Source organism: Streptomyces sp. NPDC047130, from assembly GCF_040643475.1.
Taxonomy (GTDB): domain Bacteria; phylum Actinomycetota; class Actinomycetes; order Streptomycetales; family Streptomycetaceae; genus Streptomyces.
In genome coordinates, this window is record NZ_JBEYUK010000002.1 from 11,915 (window position 1) to 29,210 (window position 17,296).

At 75.6% G+C, this 17,296-nt stretch carries 18 protein-coding genes; 6 read left to right on the top strand and 12 right to left on the bottom strand.

All coding sequences use genetic code 11. The features are described from left to right. The first annotated feature begins 112 nt into the window (after positions 1-112). The 5 genes from ABZ836_RS02585 to ABZ836_RS02605 are packed head-to-tail and all read left to right on the top strand — an operon-like array spanning position 113 to position 5,631. Positions 113-1,243 carry an ADP-ribosylglycohydrolase family protein gene (locus ABZ836_RS02585; RefSeq protein ID WP_356131125.1) on the top strand — a complete coding sequence of 377 codons (1,131 nt, stop codon included), beginning with the start codon at positions 113-115 and terminating at the stop codon, positions 1,241-1,243. Next, positions 1,231-2,667, top strand: coding sequence for an ADP-ribosylglycohydrolase family protein (locus tag ABZ836_RS02590; RefSeq protein ID WP_361138581.1), 1,437 nt, complete (start codon positions 1,231-1,233; stop codon positions 2,665-2,667). The genes ABZ836_RS02585 and ABZ836_RS02590 overlap by 13 nt, the downstream gene beginning before the upstream one ends. Beyond that, positions 2,664-3,584: a ribokinase gene (gene rbsK, locus ABZ836_RS02595; protein ID WP_356130918.1), complete on the top strand. Its 921-nt coding sequence runs from the start codon at positions 2,664-2,666 to the stop codon at positions 3,582-3,584. The genes ABZ836_RS02590 and rbsK overlap by 4 nt, the downstream gene beginning before the upstream one ends. Then, entirely contained in the window at positions 3,581-4,789 is a 1,209-nt protein-coding gene (locus ABZ836_RS02600) for a CoA transferase (RefSeq protein WP_361138584.1), read from the top strand. The genes rbsK and ABZ836_RS02600 overlap by 4 nt, the downstream gene beginning before the upstream one ends. Then, the gene (locus ABZ836_RS02605) at positions 4,786-5,631 is read left to right on the top strand and encodes a CoA ester lyase (protein WP_361138587.1); all 846 of its coding nucleotides are present in this window, start codon (positions 4,786-4,788) and stop codon (positions 5,629-5,631) included. The genes ABZ836_RS02600 and ABZ836_RS02605 overlap by 4 nt, the downstream gene beginning before the upstream one ends. Before the next feature lie 91 nt (positions 5,632-5,722). Here the strand turns inward: ABZ836_RS02605 and ABZ836_RS02610 are convergent, their stop codons facing one another. From ABZ836_RS02610 to hisI, 12 genes are all read right to left on the bottom strand, one after another. After that, positions 5,723-6,304 carry a TetR/AcrR family transcriptional regulator gene (locus ABZ836_RS02610; RefSeq protein ID WP_361138590.1) on the bottom strand — a complete coding sequence of 194 codons (582 nt, stop codon included), beginning with the start codon at positions 6,302-6,304 and terminating at the stop codon, positions 5,723-5,725. 99 nt (positions 6,305-6,403) lie between these two features. Then, complete coding sequence (locus ABZ836_RS02615; protein WP_356130910.1) at positions 6,404-7,303, bottom strand: SDR family NAD(P)-dependent oxidoreductase; 900 nt, start codon at positions 7,301-7,303, stop codon at positions 6,404-6,406. 235 nt (positions 7,304-7,538) lie between these two features. Further along, positions 7,539-8,507 carry a prolipoprotein diacylglyceryl transferase gene (gene lgt / locus ABZ836_RS02620; RefSeq protein ID WP_361138593.1) on the bottom strand — a complete coding sequence of 323 codons (969 nt, stop codon included), beginning with the start codon at positions 8,505-8,507 and terminating at the stop codon, positions 7,539-7,541. 85 nt (positions 8,508-8,592) lie between these two features. Beyond that, complete coding sequence (locus tag ABZ836_RS02625; protein ID WP_361138596.1) at positions 8,593-9,366, bottom strand: thioredoxin domain-containing protein; 774 nt, start codon at positions 9,364-9,366, stop codon at positions 8,593-8,595. Positions 9,367-9,473: 107 nt separating this feature from the next. Further along, positions 9,474-10,304: a tryptophan synthase subunit alpha gene (trpA, locus tag ABZ836_RS02630; protein WP_361138599.1), complete on the bottom strand. Its 831-nt coding sequence runs from the start codon at positions 10,302-10,304 to the stop codon at positions 9,474-9,476. After that, on the bottom strand, positions 10,301-11,587 hold the full coding sequence (gene trpB / locus ABZ836_RS02635; RefSeq protein WP_361138602.1) for a tryptophan synthase subunit beta: 1,287 nt from the start codon (positions 11,585-11,587) through the stop codon (positions 10,301-10,303). The genes trpA and trpB overlap by 4 nt, the downstream gene beginning before the upstream one ends. A gap of 317 nt (positions 11,588-11,904) precedes the next feature. Continuing rightward, the gene (gene trpC / locus ABZ836_RS02640; RefSeq protein ID WP_361138605.1) at positions 11,905-12,714 is read right to left on the bottom strand and encodes an indole-3-glycerol phosphate synthase TrpC; all 810 of its coding nucleotides are present in this window, start codon (positions 12,712-12,714) and stop codon (positions 11,905-11,907) included. Between the two features lie 158 nt (positions 12,715-12,872). Beyond that, a complete protein-coding gene (locus ABZ836_RS02645; protein ID WP_361139313.1) occupies positions 12,873-13,265 on the bottom strand; it encodes a DUF2752 domain-containing protein in 393 nt (130 codons plus the stop codon). Positions 13,266-13,569: 304 nt separating this feature from the next. Then, on the bottom strand, positions 13,570-13,800 hold the full coding sequence (locus ABZ836_RS02650; RefSeq protein ID WP_356130898.1) for an HGxxPAAW family protein: 231 nt from the start codon (positions 13,798-13,800) through the stop codon (positions 13,570-13,572). A 98-nt stretch (positions 13,801-13,898) separates the two neighbouring features. Beyond that, on the bottom strand, positions 13,899-14,543 hold the full coding sequence (locus ABZ836_RS02655; RefSeq protein ID WP_356130897.1) for a TIGR02234 family membrane protein: 645 nt from the start codon (positions 14,541-14,543) through the stop codon (positions 13,899-13,901). 73 nt (positions 14,544-14,616) lie between these two features. Then, on the bottom strand, positions 14,617-16,101 hold the full coding sequence (locus tag ABZ836_RS02660) for an anthranilate synthase component I (protein WP_361138609.1): 1,485 nt from the start codon (positions 16,099-16,101) through the stop codon (positions 14,617-14,619). A gap of 11 nt (positions 16,102-16,112) precedes the next feature. Beyond that, complete coding sequence (gene hisI, locus ABZ836_RS02665; RefSeq protein WP_361138612.1) at positions 16,113-16,541, bottom strand: phosphoribosyl-AMP cyclohydrolase; 429 nt, start codon at positions 16,539-16,541, stop codon at positions 16,113-16,115. Between the two features lie 105 nt (positions 16,542-16,646). Here hisI and ABZ836_RS02670 point away from each other — a divergent pair, with 105 nt between their 5' ends. After that, positions 16,647-17,282, top strand: a complete 636-nt coding sequence (locus ABZ836_RS02670) for a TIGR03085 family metal-binding protein (protein WP_361138615.1) — start codon at positions 16,647-16,649, stop codon at positions 17,280-17,282. Positions 17,283-17,296 lie beyond the last annotated feature (14 nt).

Genomic DNA, 17,296 nt, shown 5'->3' on the forward strand with positions numbered 1-17,296 from the left:
CACGCCCGAAAGGCCACGCGAAGGATCGTTCCACGACCAGGAGTCCCCCCGCCCGGCGGCCGGTCCCGACCCGCGGCGCCCTCGTCCCGCGGCCGCCCGGTCCCTGGACGACATGGTCGCCGCCGCGCTGGCCGGAGCCGCCGTCGGCGACGCCCTCGGCGGCCCGGTCGAGGGCTACTCCCCCGAGCAGATCCTGGAACGCCACGGCGGCCGCGTGCGCGGTGTGGTGGGCCCCTGGAACGGCGACGCCTGGCGCACCGCGCGCCCCGTCGCGCCGTACCACAAGGGCGACGGGCACGTCACCGACGACACCTTGATGACCCACGCCCTGATCCGCGTCTACGAGAAGGTCCGCGACCACCTGGACGCCTACGCGGTCGCCGAGCACCTGGTCCCCGACCTGATGGGCGAGCTGCGCTGGATCCCCGAACTGGAGGCCGAGGCCCTGCCGTTGCAGCGGATCTTCCTCGCCGAGAAGTGGCTGGTGGCACGCATCCACTACGGTCACGTCGACCCGCGCGAGGCGGGCTCGGGCAACATCGTCAACTGCGGCGCCGCGATGTACATGACGCCGGTCGGCCTGGTCGACGCGGCCCGGCCGGCCACCGCCTACGCGGAGGCCCTGGACGTGGCGGGCGCCCACCAGTCCTCCTACGGCCGGGAGGCCGCGGGCGTCTTCGCGGCGGCGGTCGCGGCGGCCTGCGCCCCCGACGCGACGCCCCGTTCGGTGGTCGACGCCTGCCTGGCCCTCGCCAAGGACGGCACCCGCGCGGCGATCGAGGCGGTCTGCGAGACGGCCTCCCGGTACTCCGGGTTCGAGGCGGCCCTCGGTCCGCTGCGCGCGGCGGTGGCCCCGTTCGACACGGTCGGCCCGGACTACCGCGCGCCGTCGCTCGGCGCCCGCCGCCCGTCCCGGCTGCACTCCATCGAGGAACTGCCCGTCGCCCTCGGCATGCTGCTGGTGGCCGACGGCGACTACGAGGAGGCGGTGCTGGGCGCCGTCAACTACGGCCGGGACTGCGACTCGATCGCCACCATGGCCGGGGCGATCGCCGGGGCGCTGGGCTCCTGCCCCCCGGCGGAGTGGACCCGGCAGGTCGTGGAGGCCAGTCGCCTCGATTTGGACGGTCCCGCCCGCGCCCTGGCCTCCGTGGCGCGGGAGGTCTTCGCCCGGGACGTCGCCCGCCGCCGCGCCCACGAGGCGGCGTTCACCGCGATCGGAGGCGCCACGTGCTCCGGATGACCTGGGTGCAGCCCGAGGACCTGCTCGGCCACGAGCTGCGGCAGGCCGTGCAGGACGGCCGCTCCCCCGCCACCGTCGCCGCCGTCGCCGCCCGCTGGCGCGCGGCCGGAGGCCCGGACGCCCCGGACCGCGCCGGCGCCTCCGCCGCGCCCGTCTCCCGCTACCTGCGCACCCTCGCCGAGGACCTGCTCGACGAACTCGCCGAACTGGCTTCGCCGTTGGCCGAGGCGGAGCCCACCGACCTGGACCGGATCAAGGCGCTCTGCCCCGACTGGCCCGCGCCCGCTCCCTCCCCGGCTCCCCCTTCGGCCGCCCGGTACGAGGCGGCCTGGCTGGGCCGCGCGGTGGGCTGCCTGCTGGGCAAGCCGGTGGAGAAGCTGCCCCTGGAGGGCATCCGCGCCCTCGCCCGCGCCACCGGCAACTGGCCGCTCGCCACCTGGTTCACCGCCCGCGGGCTGCCCGCCGACCTGGCCGCCGCCTTCCCGTGGAACCGGCGCTCGGCCCTCACCTCGCTGGCCGAGAACATCGACGGCATGCCGGAGGACGACGACCTCAACTTCCCGCTGCTCGGCCTGGTCCTGCTGCGCCGGCACGGCCGGTCGTTCACCACCGACGACGTGGCCCGCCTCTGGCTGGACGAGCTGCCCGCCGGCCGCCTGTTCACCGCCGAGCGCGTCGCCTACCGCAACCTGCTCTCCGGGGTGGAGCCCCCGCACACCGCCCGCCACCGCAACCCGTTCCGGGAGTGGATCGGCGCGCTGATCCGGGCCGACGTGCACGGCTGGACCAACCCCGGTGATCCGGGCGCCGCCGCCGGGCAGGCGCACCGCGACGCCGTCCTCAGCCACACCGCGGGCGGGGTGCACGCCGCCATGTTCGCCGCCGCGGTGACCGCGGCCGCGGCGGGCGGCGGGAGCGACGTGCACGGCTGCCTGCGCGCCGGGCTGGCCGTCGTCCCGCCCGGTTCGCGGCTGGCCCGCGCGGTGCGGCACGCGGTCCGGCTGGCCCGGGAGCACGCCGGTGACGCCACCGCGTTCGAACCGGTGGTGGACGCCCTGCACGCCGAGCACGCCCGGTACCACTGGGTCCACGCGGTGCCCAACACCGCGCTGATCGCCGCCGCCCTCGCCCACGCCGACGGCGACTTCACCGGCTCCGTGTGCCGGGTGGTCTCCGGCGGCTGGGACACCGACTCCAACGGCGCCACCGCCGGAGGCGTCGCCGCGCTGCTGGCCGGTTCCCCCGACGCCCTGCCCGAGCGGTGGACCGCGCCGCTGAAGAACCGTCTGCGCACCACCGTGACCGGGTTCGACGGCGTCGGCTTCGACGCCCTCGGCCGCACCACCGCCCACCTCTGCGCCCCGGGCCCGCGACCGGAGCGGGCCCGGCCGGCCCGGACCGTCCTGGAGAGCGCCCGGCCATGAGCAACGTCAGCCCCCTCCGGAACGCCGCCGACGTCGTCGTGCTCGGCAGCGCCAACATGGACCTCGTCGCCTACGTCGCCAAGGCCCCGCAGCGCGGGGAGACGGTCACCGGCCGGGAGTTCCGTACCGCGCCCGGCGGCAAGGGCGCCAACCAGGCGGTGGCCGCCGCCCGCGCGGGCGCCGCCGTCGCCATGGTCGGAGCGGTCGGCAACGACGCGTTCGGCCTGCGGCTGCGCTCCGCCCTGGAGGCGTCCGGGGTGCTCACGGACCGGCTGCGCACCGCCGAGGTGCCCTCCGGGACGGCGCACATCGTGGTCGACGACGAGGGCGGCAACGCCATCGTCGTCGTGCCCGGCGCGAACGCCCACGTCACCTCGCTGGACCCGCGCGACGAGGAGGTGATCCGCCGGGCCGACCTGCTGCTGCTCCAGTTGGAGATCCCGCCGGACGCGGTCCTGGCGGGCGCCCGGGTGGCCCGCGCGCACGGCACGCGCACCGTCCTGACCCCCGCGCCGGTCCAGCCGCTGCCGCCGGAACTCCTCGACCACGTCGACCTGTTGCTGCCCAACGAGCACGAGGCCGCGGCGCTGGCCGGGGTCGCCGACCCGCACGAGGCGGCGCTCGCGCTGCTGCGGCGGGTGCCGGAGGTGGTGGTCACCCTCGGCGCGGCCGGCAGCCTGTGGGCGGTGCGCGGCGCCGAGCCGGTGCTGGTGCCCTCGCCGAGGGTGCGGGCGGTCGACACCACCGGCGCGGGCGACACCTTCGCCGGCGCCCTGGCCGTCGCCCTCGCCGAGCGGCGCCCGATGCCCCAGGCGCTGCGCTGGGCCGCCGCCGCGGCCTCCCTGTCCGTCCAGCGGCCGGGGGCGTCCGCCTCGATGCCCTACCGCTCCGAGATCGAGGCACGGTACGCGTCGTGAACCCTCAGGAGAACACCGCCCCTTCCCCGCTGTCCGGACTGCGGGTGCTGGACCTCGCCACCCTGTTCGCCGGGCCGCTCGCCGCCACCCTGCTGGGTGACTTCGGGGCCGACGTGGTCAAGGTGGAGCACCCGTCGAAGCCCGACCCCTCGCGCGGCCACGGGCCCGCGAAGGACGGCGTCGGGCTGTGGTGGAAGCTGCTGGGCCGCAACAAGCGGAACATCACCCTGGACCTGTCCGCGCCGCGCGGCCGGGACACGCTGCTGCGGCTGGCCCGGGACGCCGACGTGGTGGTGGAGAACTTCCGCCCCGGCACCCTGGAGCGGTGGGGGCTCGGCTGGGAGGAACTGTCCGCCGCCAACCCGCGCCTGGTGCTGGCCCGCGTCACCGGTTTCGGGCAGTTCGGCCCCTACGCGCGCCGTCCCGGCTTCGGCACCCTCGCGGAGGCGATGAGCGGCTTCGCCGCGGTCACCGGCGAGCCGGACGCGCCGCCGACCCTGCCGCCGTTCGGGCTCGCGGACTCCATCGCGGCGCTGGCCACCGCGTACGCGGTGATGACCGCGCTGGCCGCCCGGGACCGCACCGGCGAGGGGCAGGTCGTCGACATGGCGATCATCGAGCCGATCCTGACGGTGCTGGGGCCGCAGCCGCTCTGGTACGACCAGCTCGGCCACGTCCAGCCGCGCACCGGGAACCGTTCGCAGAACAACGCCCCGCGCAACACCTACCGGACCGCCGACGGCACCTGGGTGGCCGTCTCCACCTCCGCGCAGTCGGTCGCGGAGCGGGTGATGCGGCTGGTGGGGCGGCCGGAGCTGACCGAGGAGCCGTGGTTCGCGACCGGCGCCGGACGGGCCGCCCACGCCGACGTGCTCGACGAGGCGGTGGGGGCGTGGATCGCGCGGCGCGAGCGGTCGCAGGTGCTGGACGCCTTCGAGAAGGCCGAGGCCGCGGTGGCGCCGGTCCAGGACGTGCGGGACGTCATGGAGGACCCGCAGTACCGGGCGCTGGGCACCATCGCCACCGTGGACGACCCGGAGCTCGGGCAGCTGCGGATGCAGAACGTGCTGTTCCGGCTCTCCGCCACGCCCGGCGCGATCCGCTGGGCCGGGCGGCCGCACGGGGCGGACACCGAGGAGGTGCTCTCCGGGGCGGGGCTGGACGCGGAGGAGATCGCGGCGCTGCGGCGGGAGGGGATCGTGTGAGCGGGACCGTCCAGGCGCCGCCGCTGACCTGGCTGTACGTGCCCGGCGACCGGCCCGAGGTGGTCGCCAAGGCGCTGCGGGCGGCGGCGGACGTGGTGCTCGTCGACCTGGAGGACGCGGTCGCGCCCGGCCGCAAGGAGTACGCGCGGGAGGCCACGGCGGAGCTGCTGGCCGGGCCGCCGCCGGCCCCGGTCCACGTCCGGGTGAACCATCCGTCCTCGCCGGAGGGGCGGGCGGACCTGAAGGCGCTGCTGCCCTGCTCGGGACTCGGCGGGGTGCGGCTGCCGAAGGTCGTCTCCCCGGACACGGTGGTGCGGGTGGCCGGGCAGGCGACCGCGCTGGGCCGGGCGGGGCTGCGGCTCTACCCGCTGCTGGAGAGCGCGCTGGGCGTCGAGGAGGCGTTCCGCATCGCCCGCGCCGACCCGTCGGTGGGCGGCGTCTCCCTCGGCGAGGCGGACCTCCGCGCGGACCTCGGGGTGCGGGAGGACACGGGGCTCGACTGGTGCCGCTCCCGGGTGGTGGTGGCCGCGCGGGCGGCGGGCCTGGCGCCTCCCCCGCAGTCGGTGTACCCGGACGTCCGGGACCTGGACGGCCTGGCGGCCAGCTGTGCCCGGGGGCGGGGGCTGGGGTTCCTCGGCCGCGCGGTGATCCATCCGCGCCAGCTTCCCGTCGTCGAGCGGGCGTACCTGCCCGGCCCGCGGGAGATCGAGGAGGCCGAGGAGATCGTCGCCGCGGCCCGTCGCGCGGGCCCGGGCGCCCAGGCGCTCGCCGACGGCCGCTTCGTGGACGCGGCCGTCGTGCACGCCGCCCGCCGCACCCTCGCCCTCGCCGCCCGCACCTGACCGGCCGGCCGCGTCCGACCAGCTGTCCGCGGGCGGCCCGTGCCCCGGCGGGTGGTCCCTGCGGCGGCGGGTGGTCCGTGCGGCGGCGGTGTCAGGCGCGTGACGGCACGGGGCGCATGCCGTCGAGCAGGGTGGCGAGGTAGCGGTTGCCGGTGGCGATCCGGTCGCCGGTCGTGCCGCCGTGGACGCTCACGGCGTGCGCGATGCCGCACATCAGGGGGACCAGGTCGGCGGCGGCCAGGTCGGTCCGGACGGCTCCTGCCGCGCGGGCCCGGTCCAGGAGCGTGGTGCCGGTGGCGGCGAGGGCCTGCTTGAGCCGCGTGGTGGGCGGCAGGGCGTCCTCGGCCGCGGCGGCGACCGGGGGCAGGGCCGCGTCGGTGAGCTGGGCCTCGACGACGCGGGACAGGAAGTGGGTCAGCGCGCGCCAGGGGTCGGGGTCGGCCAGTGCCCGCTCGCCGTGCGCGGCCAGGTCCTCCAGGCAGGGGGCGGCGACCGTCTCCAGCAGGGCCTCGGGGGTGGCGAAGTGCCGGTAGACCGTGGCGACCCCGACGCCGGCCCGGCGGGCGACGTCGTTGAGGTGCAGCGCGGTGCCCTGGTCGACCAGGTCGCGGGCGACGGCGACGATCCGCTCCCGGTTGCGGGCGGCGTCCTTGCGCAGCGGTGGCGTCGTCATCAGGCAGGGGTCCAGGTCGCTCGTCGGTGGGCGGGGCCGGCGGGCCCATGATAGGCGGCGCCGGTCACCCTCCTGGCCGGGGAGGCCGCCCGCGGACGCTCATGCCCCGGGCCTCGCGGACGCCGTGGGGGCGTGGGTCTCGCCGAGCCGGCGCACGGCCTCGACGATGCGCGGGTCGGTCGCCGCGCGGAACGGCGCGACCGGCCTGGCATCGGGGCCGATGACGAGTCCGGTCCGGCCGCTCAACGCCGGGTCGGTGGCGGCGGCGATCGAGGACCTGGCCGCCGCGGCGGCGGTCCCGGCCGTGGACCGCTCGAACCGGCGGCGCACCAGCGGCCACAGCAGGCGCAGCGGCGGGGAGACGACCGCCGGGACGAGGGTGCCGTCGGTCATGCCGGTCGCCGCGCCTCCGGGATCGGCGGCGAGGACCGAGACGCCCGTGCCGTCCAGCCGCCTCGCCAGGTCGAGGGTGTGTGCGAGGTTGGCCAGCTTGGCGCGCCCGTACCAGTGGAAGCCGTAGTAGCCGCCCGGCGGCTCGACGGCGTCGAACACCCGCTTGGCGACGCCGACCGCGCCGGAGGTCACGTTCACGATCCGGCTCGGCGCCCCGGCGGTCAGCGTGGGCAGCAGCAGCTCGGTGAGCAGGTAGGGCGAGAGGTGGTTGACGACGAACGACGCCTCGACGCCGTCGACGTGCCGCCGCTCGGCGAACATCGCGCCGACGTTGTTGACCAGCACCGTCAGCGGCTCCCCCGACGCGGCGTGACCGGCGGCGATCCGGTCGGCCAGCTCACGGACCTGGTCGAGCGAGGCGAGGTCGGCGGCCAGGAACCGCGCGGGGCGCGCCGGGTGCGCCGCGTCGATCCGCTCGACCGCCGCGGCTCCCCGGCCCGCGTCCCGTCCGACCACCGTGACGGCGAAGCCCGCCCCGGCCAGCCCGAGCGCCGTCTCCAGGCCGATGCCTCCCGTGCCGGCCGTGACCACCGCTGTCTTCGCCATGCGTTCCTCCACCCCTTGAGAAACGGATCCATCATCCGTTTCCATTGCCAGGAAGGCTAGCACGAACGGATAGCCCATCCACTTGCCCGGCGCCGTGCGGGCGGCCCTCCTGACACGGACCCCGGAACGACGGCGCCGCGGACACGGAGAACGACGGCGCCGCCGGCACGCGAAAACGACGGCGCCGCGCCCCGGAATCCGGGGCGCGGCGCCGTCGTCGCGCGTGAGTGGCCTGTTACTTGCCCTTGGCCCGGGTGGGGTCGGCCGCGGTGTCGTCCGCGTCGGCCCGGGACGCCTCGGTGGCGCCGGCGAGGTCCGCGTCACCGGTGTCACCGCTGTCACCGGGGTCGCCGGAGACGTCGCCCTCGGCCGCCTCGGTGTCGTCCTCCGCCCGCGGTTCCACGACCGCCTCCCGCCCCGGCCGCTTGCGGGCCGAGAGGACGAAGTAGAGGACCGCCAGGAGGAACACCACGATCGAGGTCCAGTTGTTGAGCCGCAGCCCCAGGATCTCGTGGGCCTCGTCGACCCGCATGTACTCGATCCAGAACCGGCCCGCGCAGTACGCGGCGACGTACAGCGCGAACGCCCGCCCGTGCCCGAGCTTGAACCGGCGGTCCGCCCAGATCACCAGCAGCGCGACGCCGATGCACCACAGCGACTCGTAGAGGAAGGTCGGGTGGTAGTAGCCGGGGACGCGGCCGTCGAGGGAGGAGGTGATGTGGACCGCCCACGGAAGGTCCGTCTCCCGCCCGTACAGCTCCTGGTTGAACCAGTTGCCCCAGCGGCCGATGGCCTGGGCGAGGGCGATGCCGGGCGCCACGGCGTCGGCGTAGGCCGGCAGCGGGATGCCCATCCGCCGGGCGCCGATCCAGGCGCCGACCGCGCCGAAGGCGATCGCGCCCCAGATGCCGAGGCCGCCCTCCCACACCTTGAAGGCGTCCACCCAGTCACGGCCCGCGCCGAAGTACAGCTGGTAGTCCGTGATCACGTGGTACAGGCGACCGCCGATCAGGCCGAACGGCACGGCCCACACCGCGACGTCGGCGACCGTGCCCGGCCGCCCGCCCCGGGCGACCCAGCGCCGGTTGCCGAGCCAGATGGCGACGAAGACGCCGAGGATGATGCAGAACGCGTAGCCGCGCAGCGGGACGGGACCGAGGTACAGCACCCCGCGCGACGGGCTGGGAATGTAGGCAAGTTCCATGGCAGGGACGACGCTACCGTGCCGGGCCGCCGGGAGGGCGGGCGGCCCGGCTACGGCTCCATAACGGGGCCGGAACCGGGAACGGCTACCGGCCGGCCTGCGCCTCCACCATCTGCTGGAACTTGGCGGGCGTCATCGAGCGGTCCTCGTAGATGTTCTTGCCGTTGAGCAGGACCGTCGGCGTGCCGCTGAAGCCGCCGCCGCGGAAGGCCTCGTCGGCGTCGCGGACCCAGCTGTCGTGGGTGCCCTCGTCGACGCAGGTGCGGAAGGCCGCGGTGTCGAGGCCCTCGACCTCGCCGGCCAGGTCGATCAGCTTCTTGTTGTCGGCGAAGGCGTCGTCCGCCTCTTCGGGCTGGTTGTCGAAGAGGACGTTGTGGTAGCCGGGGAACTTCCCCGCGTCCTGGGCGCAGGCCGCGGCGTTGGCGGAGCGCAGCGAGCCGCTGCCGCCGAGGTTGCCGTCGATCAGGGTGACCAGGTGGTACTCCGCCTTGAGGGAGCCCGCCTCGGTCAGCTCCTCGATGGTGGAGCGGTAGGCCGTCTCGAAGGCCTTGCAGGCCGGGCAGCGGAAGTCCTCGTAGACGACGAGGGTGGAGGGCGCGTCGGCCCGGCCGACCGGGATGGCCAGCTTCTTCTCGCCGCCCGCCCCGGAGGGTGCGACGGCGGGCCCCTCGGCGTCGCTGGTGTCCCCGCCCGAGTTGGCGGCGACCACGCCGATCACCGCCGCGAGACCGAGGACGCAGACCACGGCCGCGCCGACGATCAGGGCACGGCGGCGCTTCTCCGCGGCCTTCTGCTTCTCGCGCTCCATCGCCAGGCGCTGGCGGGCGCTGCGCTTTCCCTCTCGGTTCTTCTCACTCACATGGGGCTGAACGAACCGGGGAGGCGCTGCGCGCCTCCCCGGTCCCAGGTCCACCCGTTCGAGTGAGCAGCGTGTCTCCGCTGACCGCCCGGCGGGCCCCTCGTGCGCTACGCCCGGCCGCGGACGCCTTCCGCGAGGTCGGCGGCGAGGGCCCGGACGGCCTCCCGGCGGGCGGCCGTGGCCTCCGCGCCGTCACCGGCGGTGTCGAGCATCCGCTGGACGAAGGCCGAGCCGACGATCACGCCGTCGGCGAAGCCCGCCACCTCGGCGGCCTGGGCGCGGTTGGAGACGCCGAGCCCGACGCAGACCGGCAGGTCGGTGGTGGCGCGGGTGCGCCGCACCAGGTCCTGGGCCTGCGCGCCGACGGACGCGCGGGTGCCGGTGACGCCCATCAGCGAGGCCGCGTAGACGAAGCCGCTGCCGGCCGCGGTGATCTCCTTCAGCCGCGCGTCCTTGCTGGACGGCGCGACCACGAAGACCGTGGCCAGCTCGTGCTTGTCGGCGTGTTCCCTCCAGAGCGCGGACTCCTGGACCGGCAGGTCGGGCAGGATGCAGCCCGCGCCGCCGGCCTCGGCGAGCTCGGCGGTGAACCGCTCGACGCCGTACCGGTCGACGGGGTTCCAGTAGGTCATCACCAGCACCGGCTTCCCGGTGGCCTCGTGCGCCTCGCGGACCGTGCGCATCACGTCGGCGATCTTCACGCCGCCGCGCAGCGCGATGTCGTCGGCGGTCTGGATGACCGGGCCGTCGAGGACCGGGTCGCTGTGCGGGAGGCCGACCTCGACCACGTCGGCGCCGCCGTCGAAGACGGCCTTGATCGCGTCGATGCCGCCGTCCACGGTGGGGAAGCCCGCCGGGAGGTAGGCGATGAGGGCGGACCGGCCCTCGGCCTTCGCGGCGGCGAGGGTGTCGCTCAGGAGCTGTCGGTTGCCGGTCACTTCGCGTCCCCCTCGATCTCCGCGCCGTCGCCGGCCTCGTCGGCGGCGACCGCCGCGTCGGTGTCGTACAGCCCGAAGTACCGGGCGGCGGTGTCCATGTCCTTGTCGCCGCGGCCGGACAGGTTGACCACGATCAGGCCGTCGGGGCCCAGTTCGCGGCCGACCTCGAGCGCGCCGGCCAGGGCGTGCGCGGACTCGATCGCCGGGATGATGCCCTCGGTGCGGGAGAGCAGGCGCAGCGCCCGCATGGCCGCGTCGTCGGTGACCGCGCGGTACTCGCCGCGGCCGCTGTCCTTGAGGTAGGCGTGCTCGGGGCCGATGCCGGGGTAGTCGAGGCCCGCCGAGATGGAGTACGGCTCGGTGATCTGGCCCTCCTCGTCCTGGAGGACGTAGGAGCGGGAGCCGTGCAGGATGCCGGGCTCGCCGGCGGTGAGGGTGGCCGCGTGCTCGCCGGTCTCCAGGCCGTGGCCGGCCGGTTCGCAGCCGATCAGGCGGACGCCCTCGTCGGGGATGAAGGCGTGGAAGAGGCCGATGGCGTTGGAGCCGCCGCCGACGCAGGCGACCGCGGCGTCGGGCAGGCGCCCGGCGGTCTCCAGGAGCTGCCGGCGGGCCTCGACGCCGATGACGCGGTGGAAGTCGCGGACCATCGCCGGGAAGGGGTGCGGTCCGGCGACCGTGCCGAAGAGGTAGTGGGTGGTGTCGACGTTGGCGACCCAGTCGCGGAACGCCTCGTTGATGGCGTCCTTGAGGGTGCGGCTGCCGGACTTCACGGCGATCACCTCGGCGCCCAGCATGCGCATCCGGGCGACGTTGAGCGCCTGGCGCTGCGTGTCGATCTCGCCCATGTAGATGGTGCAGTCGAGGCCGAACAGGGCGCAGGCGGTGGCGGTGGCCACGCCGTGCTGGCCGGCGCCGGTCTCGGCGATGACTCGGGTCTTGCCCATGCGCCTGGTCAGCAGGGCCTGGCCCAGCACGTTGTTGATCTTGTGCGAGCCGGTGTGGTTGAGGTCCTCGCGCTTGAGGAAGACGCGCGCGCCGCCGGCGTGTCCGGCGAAGCGGGGCACCTCGGTCAGGGCGCTGGGACGGCCGGTGTAGTGCACCAGCAGGTCGTCGAGCCCACGGGCGAACTCGGGGTCCGCCTTGGCCTTCTCGTACTCGACGGCGACCTCGTCGACGGCGGCGACCAGCGCCTCCGGGATGAACTTGCCGCCGAAGTCGCCGAAGTAGCCGGCGGCGCTGGGAACGTGCCCCTCGGGATCGGGCACGAAGAACTGACTGGACATCGAAGGATTACCTCACAGGTGGTCACGGATGTCTGACGGACGTGGGGGCCTGCCCCCGCGCCATCGCATCCCGTTCACCTGCCCCGGCTCGTCCCCGATGACGTACCGGACGCGCCGGCCGCGCACCCGCCGGGCGGGCGCCCGGCAGCCGCGCGGCTTGCAGCCGCGGGCCAGGCGGGCGAAGCGCCCCTCGCCGGGCTCCTCCGGGAGGCCTGCCGGGCCCGGGGGCGCCGTGGCGGCGCGCACCGCCGGGCAGGCACCCACGGGTGCCCGGCCCTCGGTCGGCAGCGGCTCGGCGGACGTCACGTGGGGCTCCCTCAGGCGCGCCCGTGCCGGATGGCGGGGTGCTCGCCCGCGGCCACCAGGTCGGCCACCGCGGCTCTGGGATCCTTGCCGATCACCAGCGACTCGCCCACCAGCACGGCGTCGGCGCCGGCGTTGGCGTAGGCGATCAGGTCGTGCGGACCGCGGACTCCGGACTCGGCGACCTTGACGATGTGCGGGGGGATCTCCGGCAGCACTCGTTCGATGGTCGAGCGGTCCACCTCGAGGGTCTTGAGGTTGCGGGCGTTGACACCGATGATCTTGGCGCCGGCGTCCACCGCGCGCTCGACCTCGTCCTCGTCGTGCGCCTCGACCAGCGGGGTGAGCCCGATGGACTCGGCCCGCTCGATCAGCGACTCCAGGGCGGACTGCTCCAGGGCGGCAACGATCAGCAGCGCCAGGTCGGCGCCGTGGGCACGGGCCTCCCAGAGCTGGTAGGCCGTGACGATGAAGTCCTTGCGGAGGACCGGGATGTCCACCCGGGCGCGGACGGCCTCGAGGTCCGCCAGCGACCCGCCGAAGCGGTGCTTCTCGGTGAGCACCGAGATGACGGCGGCGCCGCCCGCCTCGTAGTCGGCGGCGAGGCCGGCCGGGTCGGCGATGGCGGCCAGCGCGCCCTTGGAGGGGCTGGACCGCTTGACCTCGCAGATGACCTTGACGCCGTCGCCCCGCAGGGCGGCCACGCCGTCCTTGGCGGTGGGGGCCTTGGCCGCGCGCTCCTTGAGCTCGTCGAGGCCGACGCGCGCCTGCCGTTCCGCGAGGTCGGCCCGCACGCCGTCGATGATCTCGTCGAGCACACTCACGCGAGCGGCCCCCTTCCGTGACGGTGGTCGGTTCCGTTCGATACCGATGGTCACTTGCGATGGTATCCGCAGGCGGCCGTCCTGCCCGCATCCGGCGGCGACCGGTCCCACTGGCTGGACGTTTTCCGGCCGAACCCCTCAGGTGTGCACGGGTGCCCTCAGGGGTGCAGCCAGGCCCCGAACGGGAGGTTCCGGACGACGGTGAACACGGCGAGCACGGCGCCGAACGCCCAGAGGTGGGCCGGCCGGGCCTCGAACCGCACGGGCAGCCCGCGGGCCGCGCGCACCGTCCACACGGTCCACACGACGGCGAACAGCAGGTATCCCACGACGGCGGGGGCGTTGGCCTGCAGCGCGACGGCCGGCTCGCCGTGCACGAAGGCGTGGGCGCTGCGCAGTCCGCCGCAGCCGGGGCAGTACAGCCCGGTGACGCTGAGCAGCGGGCAGGCCGGGTAGTGCCCCGGCTCGTTGGGGTCGACGGTCCCGACGTAGGCGAAGGCCCCGACGACGGCGCCGAGCACGGCCGCGGGGGCCGCCAGGCGCCGCCACAGCGGCGTCGGGGGCGTCGGGGACGGCGGGGACGGCGGGGACGGCGGCGGCCCACCGGGCACGGCGGACGGCTCGGCGGGCTGCGCGGCGGACACCGGCGCGGGCGGCGCGGCGGGCGGGCCGGCGGCGGGCGGCGTGCTGGGGGGCGGGGTCCCGGTGGTCACCCGGGCATTGTGCCGCGCGCGGGGCCCCGGCGCGGGGCGGGGACGCGTCAGGGGCGGCCCGGAGCTCCGGGCCGCCCCTGATCGGCGGTGTCGACGAGGGTGCCGACGACGGGCCGCGGCGCCGCCGCGCGGCTCCGGCGGCTCAGGCGTTCTCGGTGACCTTGTGCACCGGGTGGACGTGCTCCGGCTGGCCGAGGCCCGCGCGCCGCATCAGGCCACCGACGACAGCGCCGAGCAGCGTGATGCCGATGCCGATCCAGAAGCCGACCGGCTGGGCCATGACGATGAAGACGGATGCTACGCAGAACCCGACGAAGGCGATGATGACGCCGGTCCAGGCGGCCGGGGTGTGACCGTGGTTGCTGCCCGCCATGACTTGCTCCTCGTTGACGCGTGTACGTGTGGTGAGCGGGGCGCTCGGTCCCATTCTTCCCCACCCGTGCCGTGGGGCGCGTGCCGGGGTACGGCTGGTCAGGCCCCGGTGGGGTCCTCGCCGCGGTCCAGGGCCTTCCAGAGGTCCTCCGGGCGCTCGGGAGCGGCGGGCGCCGCCGCGCCGCCCGCCCGCCGGGGGCGGGGAACGCCGGCGCCGCGCTCGTAGCGGGAGGACATGCCGGGCCAGCGGCTGCCGCGCCAGAGCGCGAGCAGTCCGGCCGTCAGGATCAGCGCGCCGCCCAGGGCGGCGACGTACGGCCAGGAGGTGTGGCTCAGTCCGGACACGGCGGCGGAGGCGTCGCCGGAGACCAGGGCGGCCTTGTCGTCCAGCGCGCCCCGGTCGGAGGCGCCGAGCAGGGCGGCGGCCAGCGTGCCGGCGCCGCACAGGGCGAGCAGGGCGGCGACCAGGACCCGCCCGGCGCGGCGCACCGCGAAGACGGCGACCAGCGCGGCCAGGCCCACTATGGCGAGCGCGGCGGGGGCGCCGGTGACGTCGCTGCCGGTGGCGGTCAGCGGAAAGGCGCCGCCGGCCACCTCCGCGGAGCCCTCCGCCCAGGTCTGCCGGCTGGCGAGCAGCGCCACGGTCGCGCCGAGGGCGCCGCTGAGCAGGGCGGCGGCGAGGCTGCGACGGCCCGGGCGGGCGGTCGCTGCGGTTTCGGGACGGGAGTCAGCGCTGGAGGTCACCGTTCCACTATGGCCCCGCGCGGCCCCCGGGCATCACCCGGGTGGGCCGCGCGGGGCCGAGGTGAGAGCGACATCACCCTCGTGCGCCGAGCCGGTTGGCGCTGTGGACGGCCCGCAGCACGGCCGCCGCCTTGTTGCGGCACTCGGTGTCCTCCGCCACCGGGTCGGAGTCGGCGACCACGCCCGCGCCCGCCTGGACGAAGGCCGTGCCGTCGCGCAGCAGGGCGGTGCGGATGGCGATGGCGGTGTCGGAGTCCCCGGCGAAGTCCAGGTAGCCGACGCAGCCGCCGTACAGGCCGCGTCGGGAGGGCTCCAGCTCGTCGATGATCCGCAGCGCGCTGGGCTTGGGGGCGCCGGAGAGGGTGCCGGCCGGGAAGCAGGCGGTGAGCACGTCGAACGCGGTGCGGCCGGGGGCGACCCGGCCGGTGACGGTGGAGACGATGTGCATGACGTGCGAGTAGCGCTCGATCGACATGAAGTCGACGACCTCCACGGAGCCCGGCTCGCAGACCCGGCCGAGGTCGTTGCGCCCGAGGTCGACCAGCATCAGGTGCTCGGCGCGCTCCTTGGGGTCGGCGAGCAGTTCCTCGGCGAGCGCCTGGTCCTCCTGGGGGGTGGCGCCGCGGTGCCGGGTGCCGGCGATGGGGTGCAGCACGGCCCGGCCGTCCACCACCTTGACCAGCGCCTCGGGGCTGGAGCCGACCACGTCGAAGCCGTCGAACCGGAAGAGGTACATGTACGGCGACGGGTTGGTGGCGCGCAGCACCCGGTAGACGTCCAGGGCGCTCGCCGTGCAGGGCGTCTCGAACCGCTGCGAGGGCACCACCTGGAAGGCGTCGCCGGCCCGGATGCGTTCCTTGATGTCCTCGACCGCCTTCCGGTAGTCCGCGCCGCCCCACAGCGCGGTGTACTCGGGCAGGGCGGCGTCGGGCAGGGCGACGGGCGGCTGGGCGAGGGGGCGGGCGAGGTCCGCCTCCATGACGTCGAGCCGGGCGACGGCGTCGGCGTAGGCCTCGTCGACGCCGGTGTCGAGGTCGTTGTGGTTGATGGCGTTGGCGATCAGCAGGACGGTGCCGTCCTGGTGGTCGAGGACGGCGAGGTCGCTGGTGAGCAGCATGGTCAGCTCGGGCAGCTTCAGGTCGTCGCGCTCGCCGGGGCCGATGCGCTCCAGGCGGCGCACGATGTCGTAGCCGAGGTAGCCGACCATGCCGCCGGTGAACGGCGGCAGTCCTTCCTGGCGGGGGGTGTGCAGGGTCTCCACGGTCTCCCGCAGCACGGCCAGCGGGTCGCCGTCCTCGGGGACGCCGACGGGCGGCGGGCCGATCCAGTGGGCCGCGCCGTCCCGTTCGGTGAGGGTGGCGTCGCTGCGGACGCCGACGAAGGAGTACCGGGACCAGGAGCGGCCGTTCTCCGCGGACTCCAGCAGGAAGGTGCCGGGGCGTTCGGCGGCCAGCTTGCGGTAGAGCGCGAGCGGTGTGTCGCCGTCGGCGAGGAGCTTGCGGGTGACCGGGATGACACGCCGGTCCGTGGCGAGGGTGCGGAACGTCTCGAGGTCCATGGCCGTGGACCCTACTGATCCGCGGCGGCCCCCGCCCGGGTGTCTTCCTCCTTGAGCAGGACGTCGGCGTCGAAGCAGGTGCGGTCGCCGGTGTGGCAGGCGGCGCCGACCTGGTCCACGCGGACCAGGAGGGTGTCGCCGTCGCAGTCCAGGGCGACGGACTTCACGTGCTGGACGTGGCCGGAGGTGTCGCCCTTGACCCAGTACTCCTGCCGGCTGCGCGACCAGTAGGTGCAGCGGCCGGTGGTGAGGGTGCGGCGCAGCGCCTCGTCGTCCATCCAGCCGAGCATCAGCACCTCGCCGGTGTCGTACTGCTGGGCGATGGCGGGGACCAGGCCGTCCGCGGTGCGCCGGAGGCGGGCGGCGACGGCGGGGTCGAGGCGGCCGGAGGGGCCGGGGGTGGGCTCGGGGGTGGGTTCGGGGGTGGCGCTGCTGCTCATGGGGTCCATTCTGCCGCCTCGTGTCGCGGGGGCGGCGCGGTGTCCGGGGGCCGGACCCGGCCTCGCGTCCTGTCCGGCGGGGCCGGGCCCCCGTAGGGTGGGGGCATGTCGACGTTTGCCAAGCGTGAACGGCTGCTCCTGGCCGACCTGTTGGAGACGGTGGGGCCCGAGGCGCCCACGTTGTGCGAGGGATGGACGGCCCGCGACCTGGCGGCGCACGTGGTGGTGCGCGAGCGCCGCGCGGACGCGGCGGGCGGGATACTGATCAAGGCGCTGGCCGACCGGCTGGAGCGGGTCCGCGCGGAGTTCGCCGCGAAGCCGTACGAGGAACTGATCCAGCTGATCCGCACCGGGCCGCCGCGGATGTCGCCGTTCTCGCTGAAGCAGGTGGACGAGGCCGCGAACACGGTGGAGTTCTACGTCCACACCGAGGACGTGCGGCGGGCGGCGGCCGACTGGACGCCGCGGGAGCTGGACCCGGTGTTCCAGGACACCCTGTGGAGCCGGCTGGAGCGGATGGCCCGGCTGGCGGGGCGGCGGTCCCCGGTCGGACTGGTGCTGCGGCGCCCCGACGGGCGGACCGCGGTGGCGAACCGGAGCGCGCCGGTGGTGACGGTCACCGGCGAGCCCTCCGAGCTGCTGCTGTTCGCCTGGGGCCGGCAGCGGGTCGCCGACGTCGCCCTGGACGGGGACCCGGACGCCGCCGCCAAGCTGCGGGCCTCGGGCGACCTGGGGCTCTGAACCGGCGGCCGGCT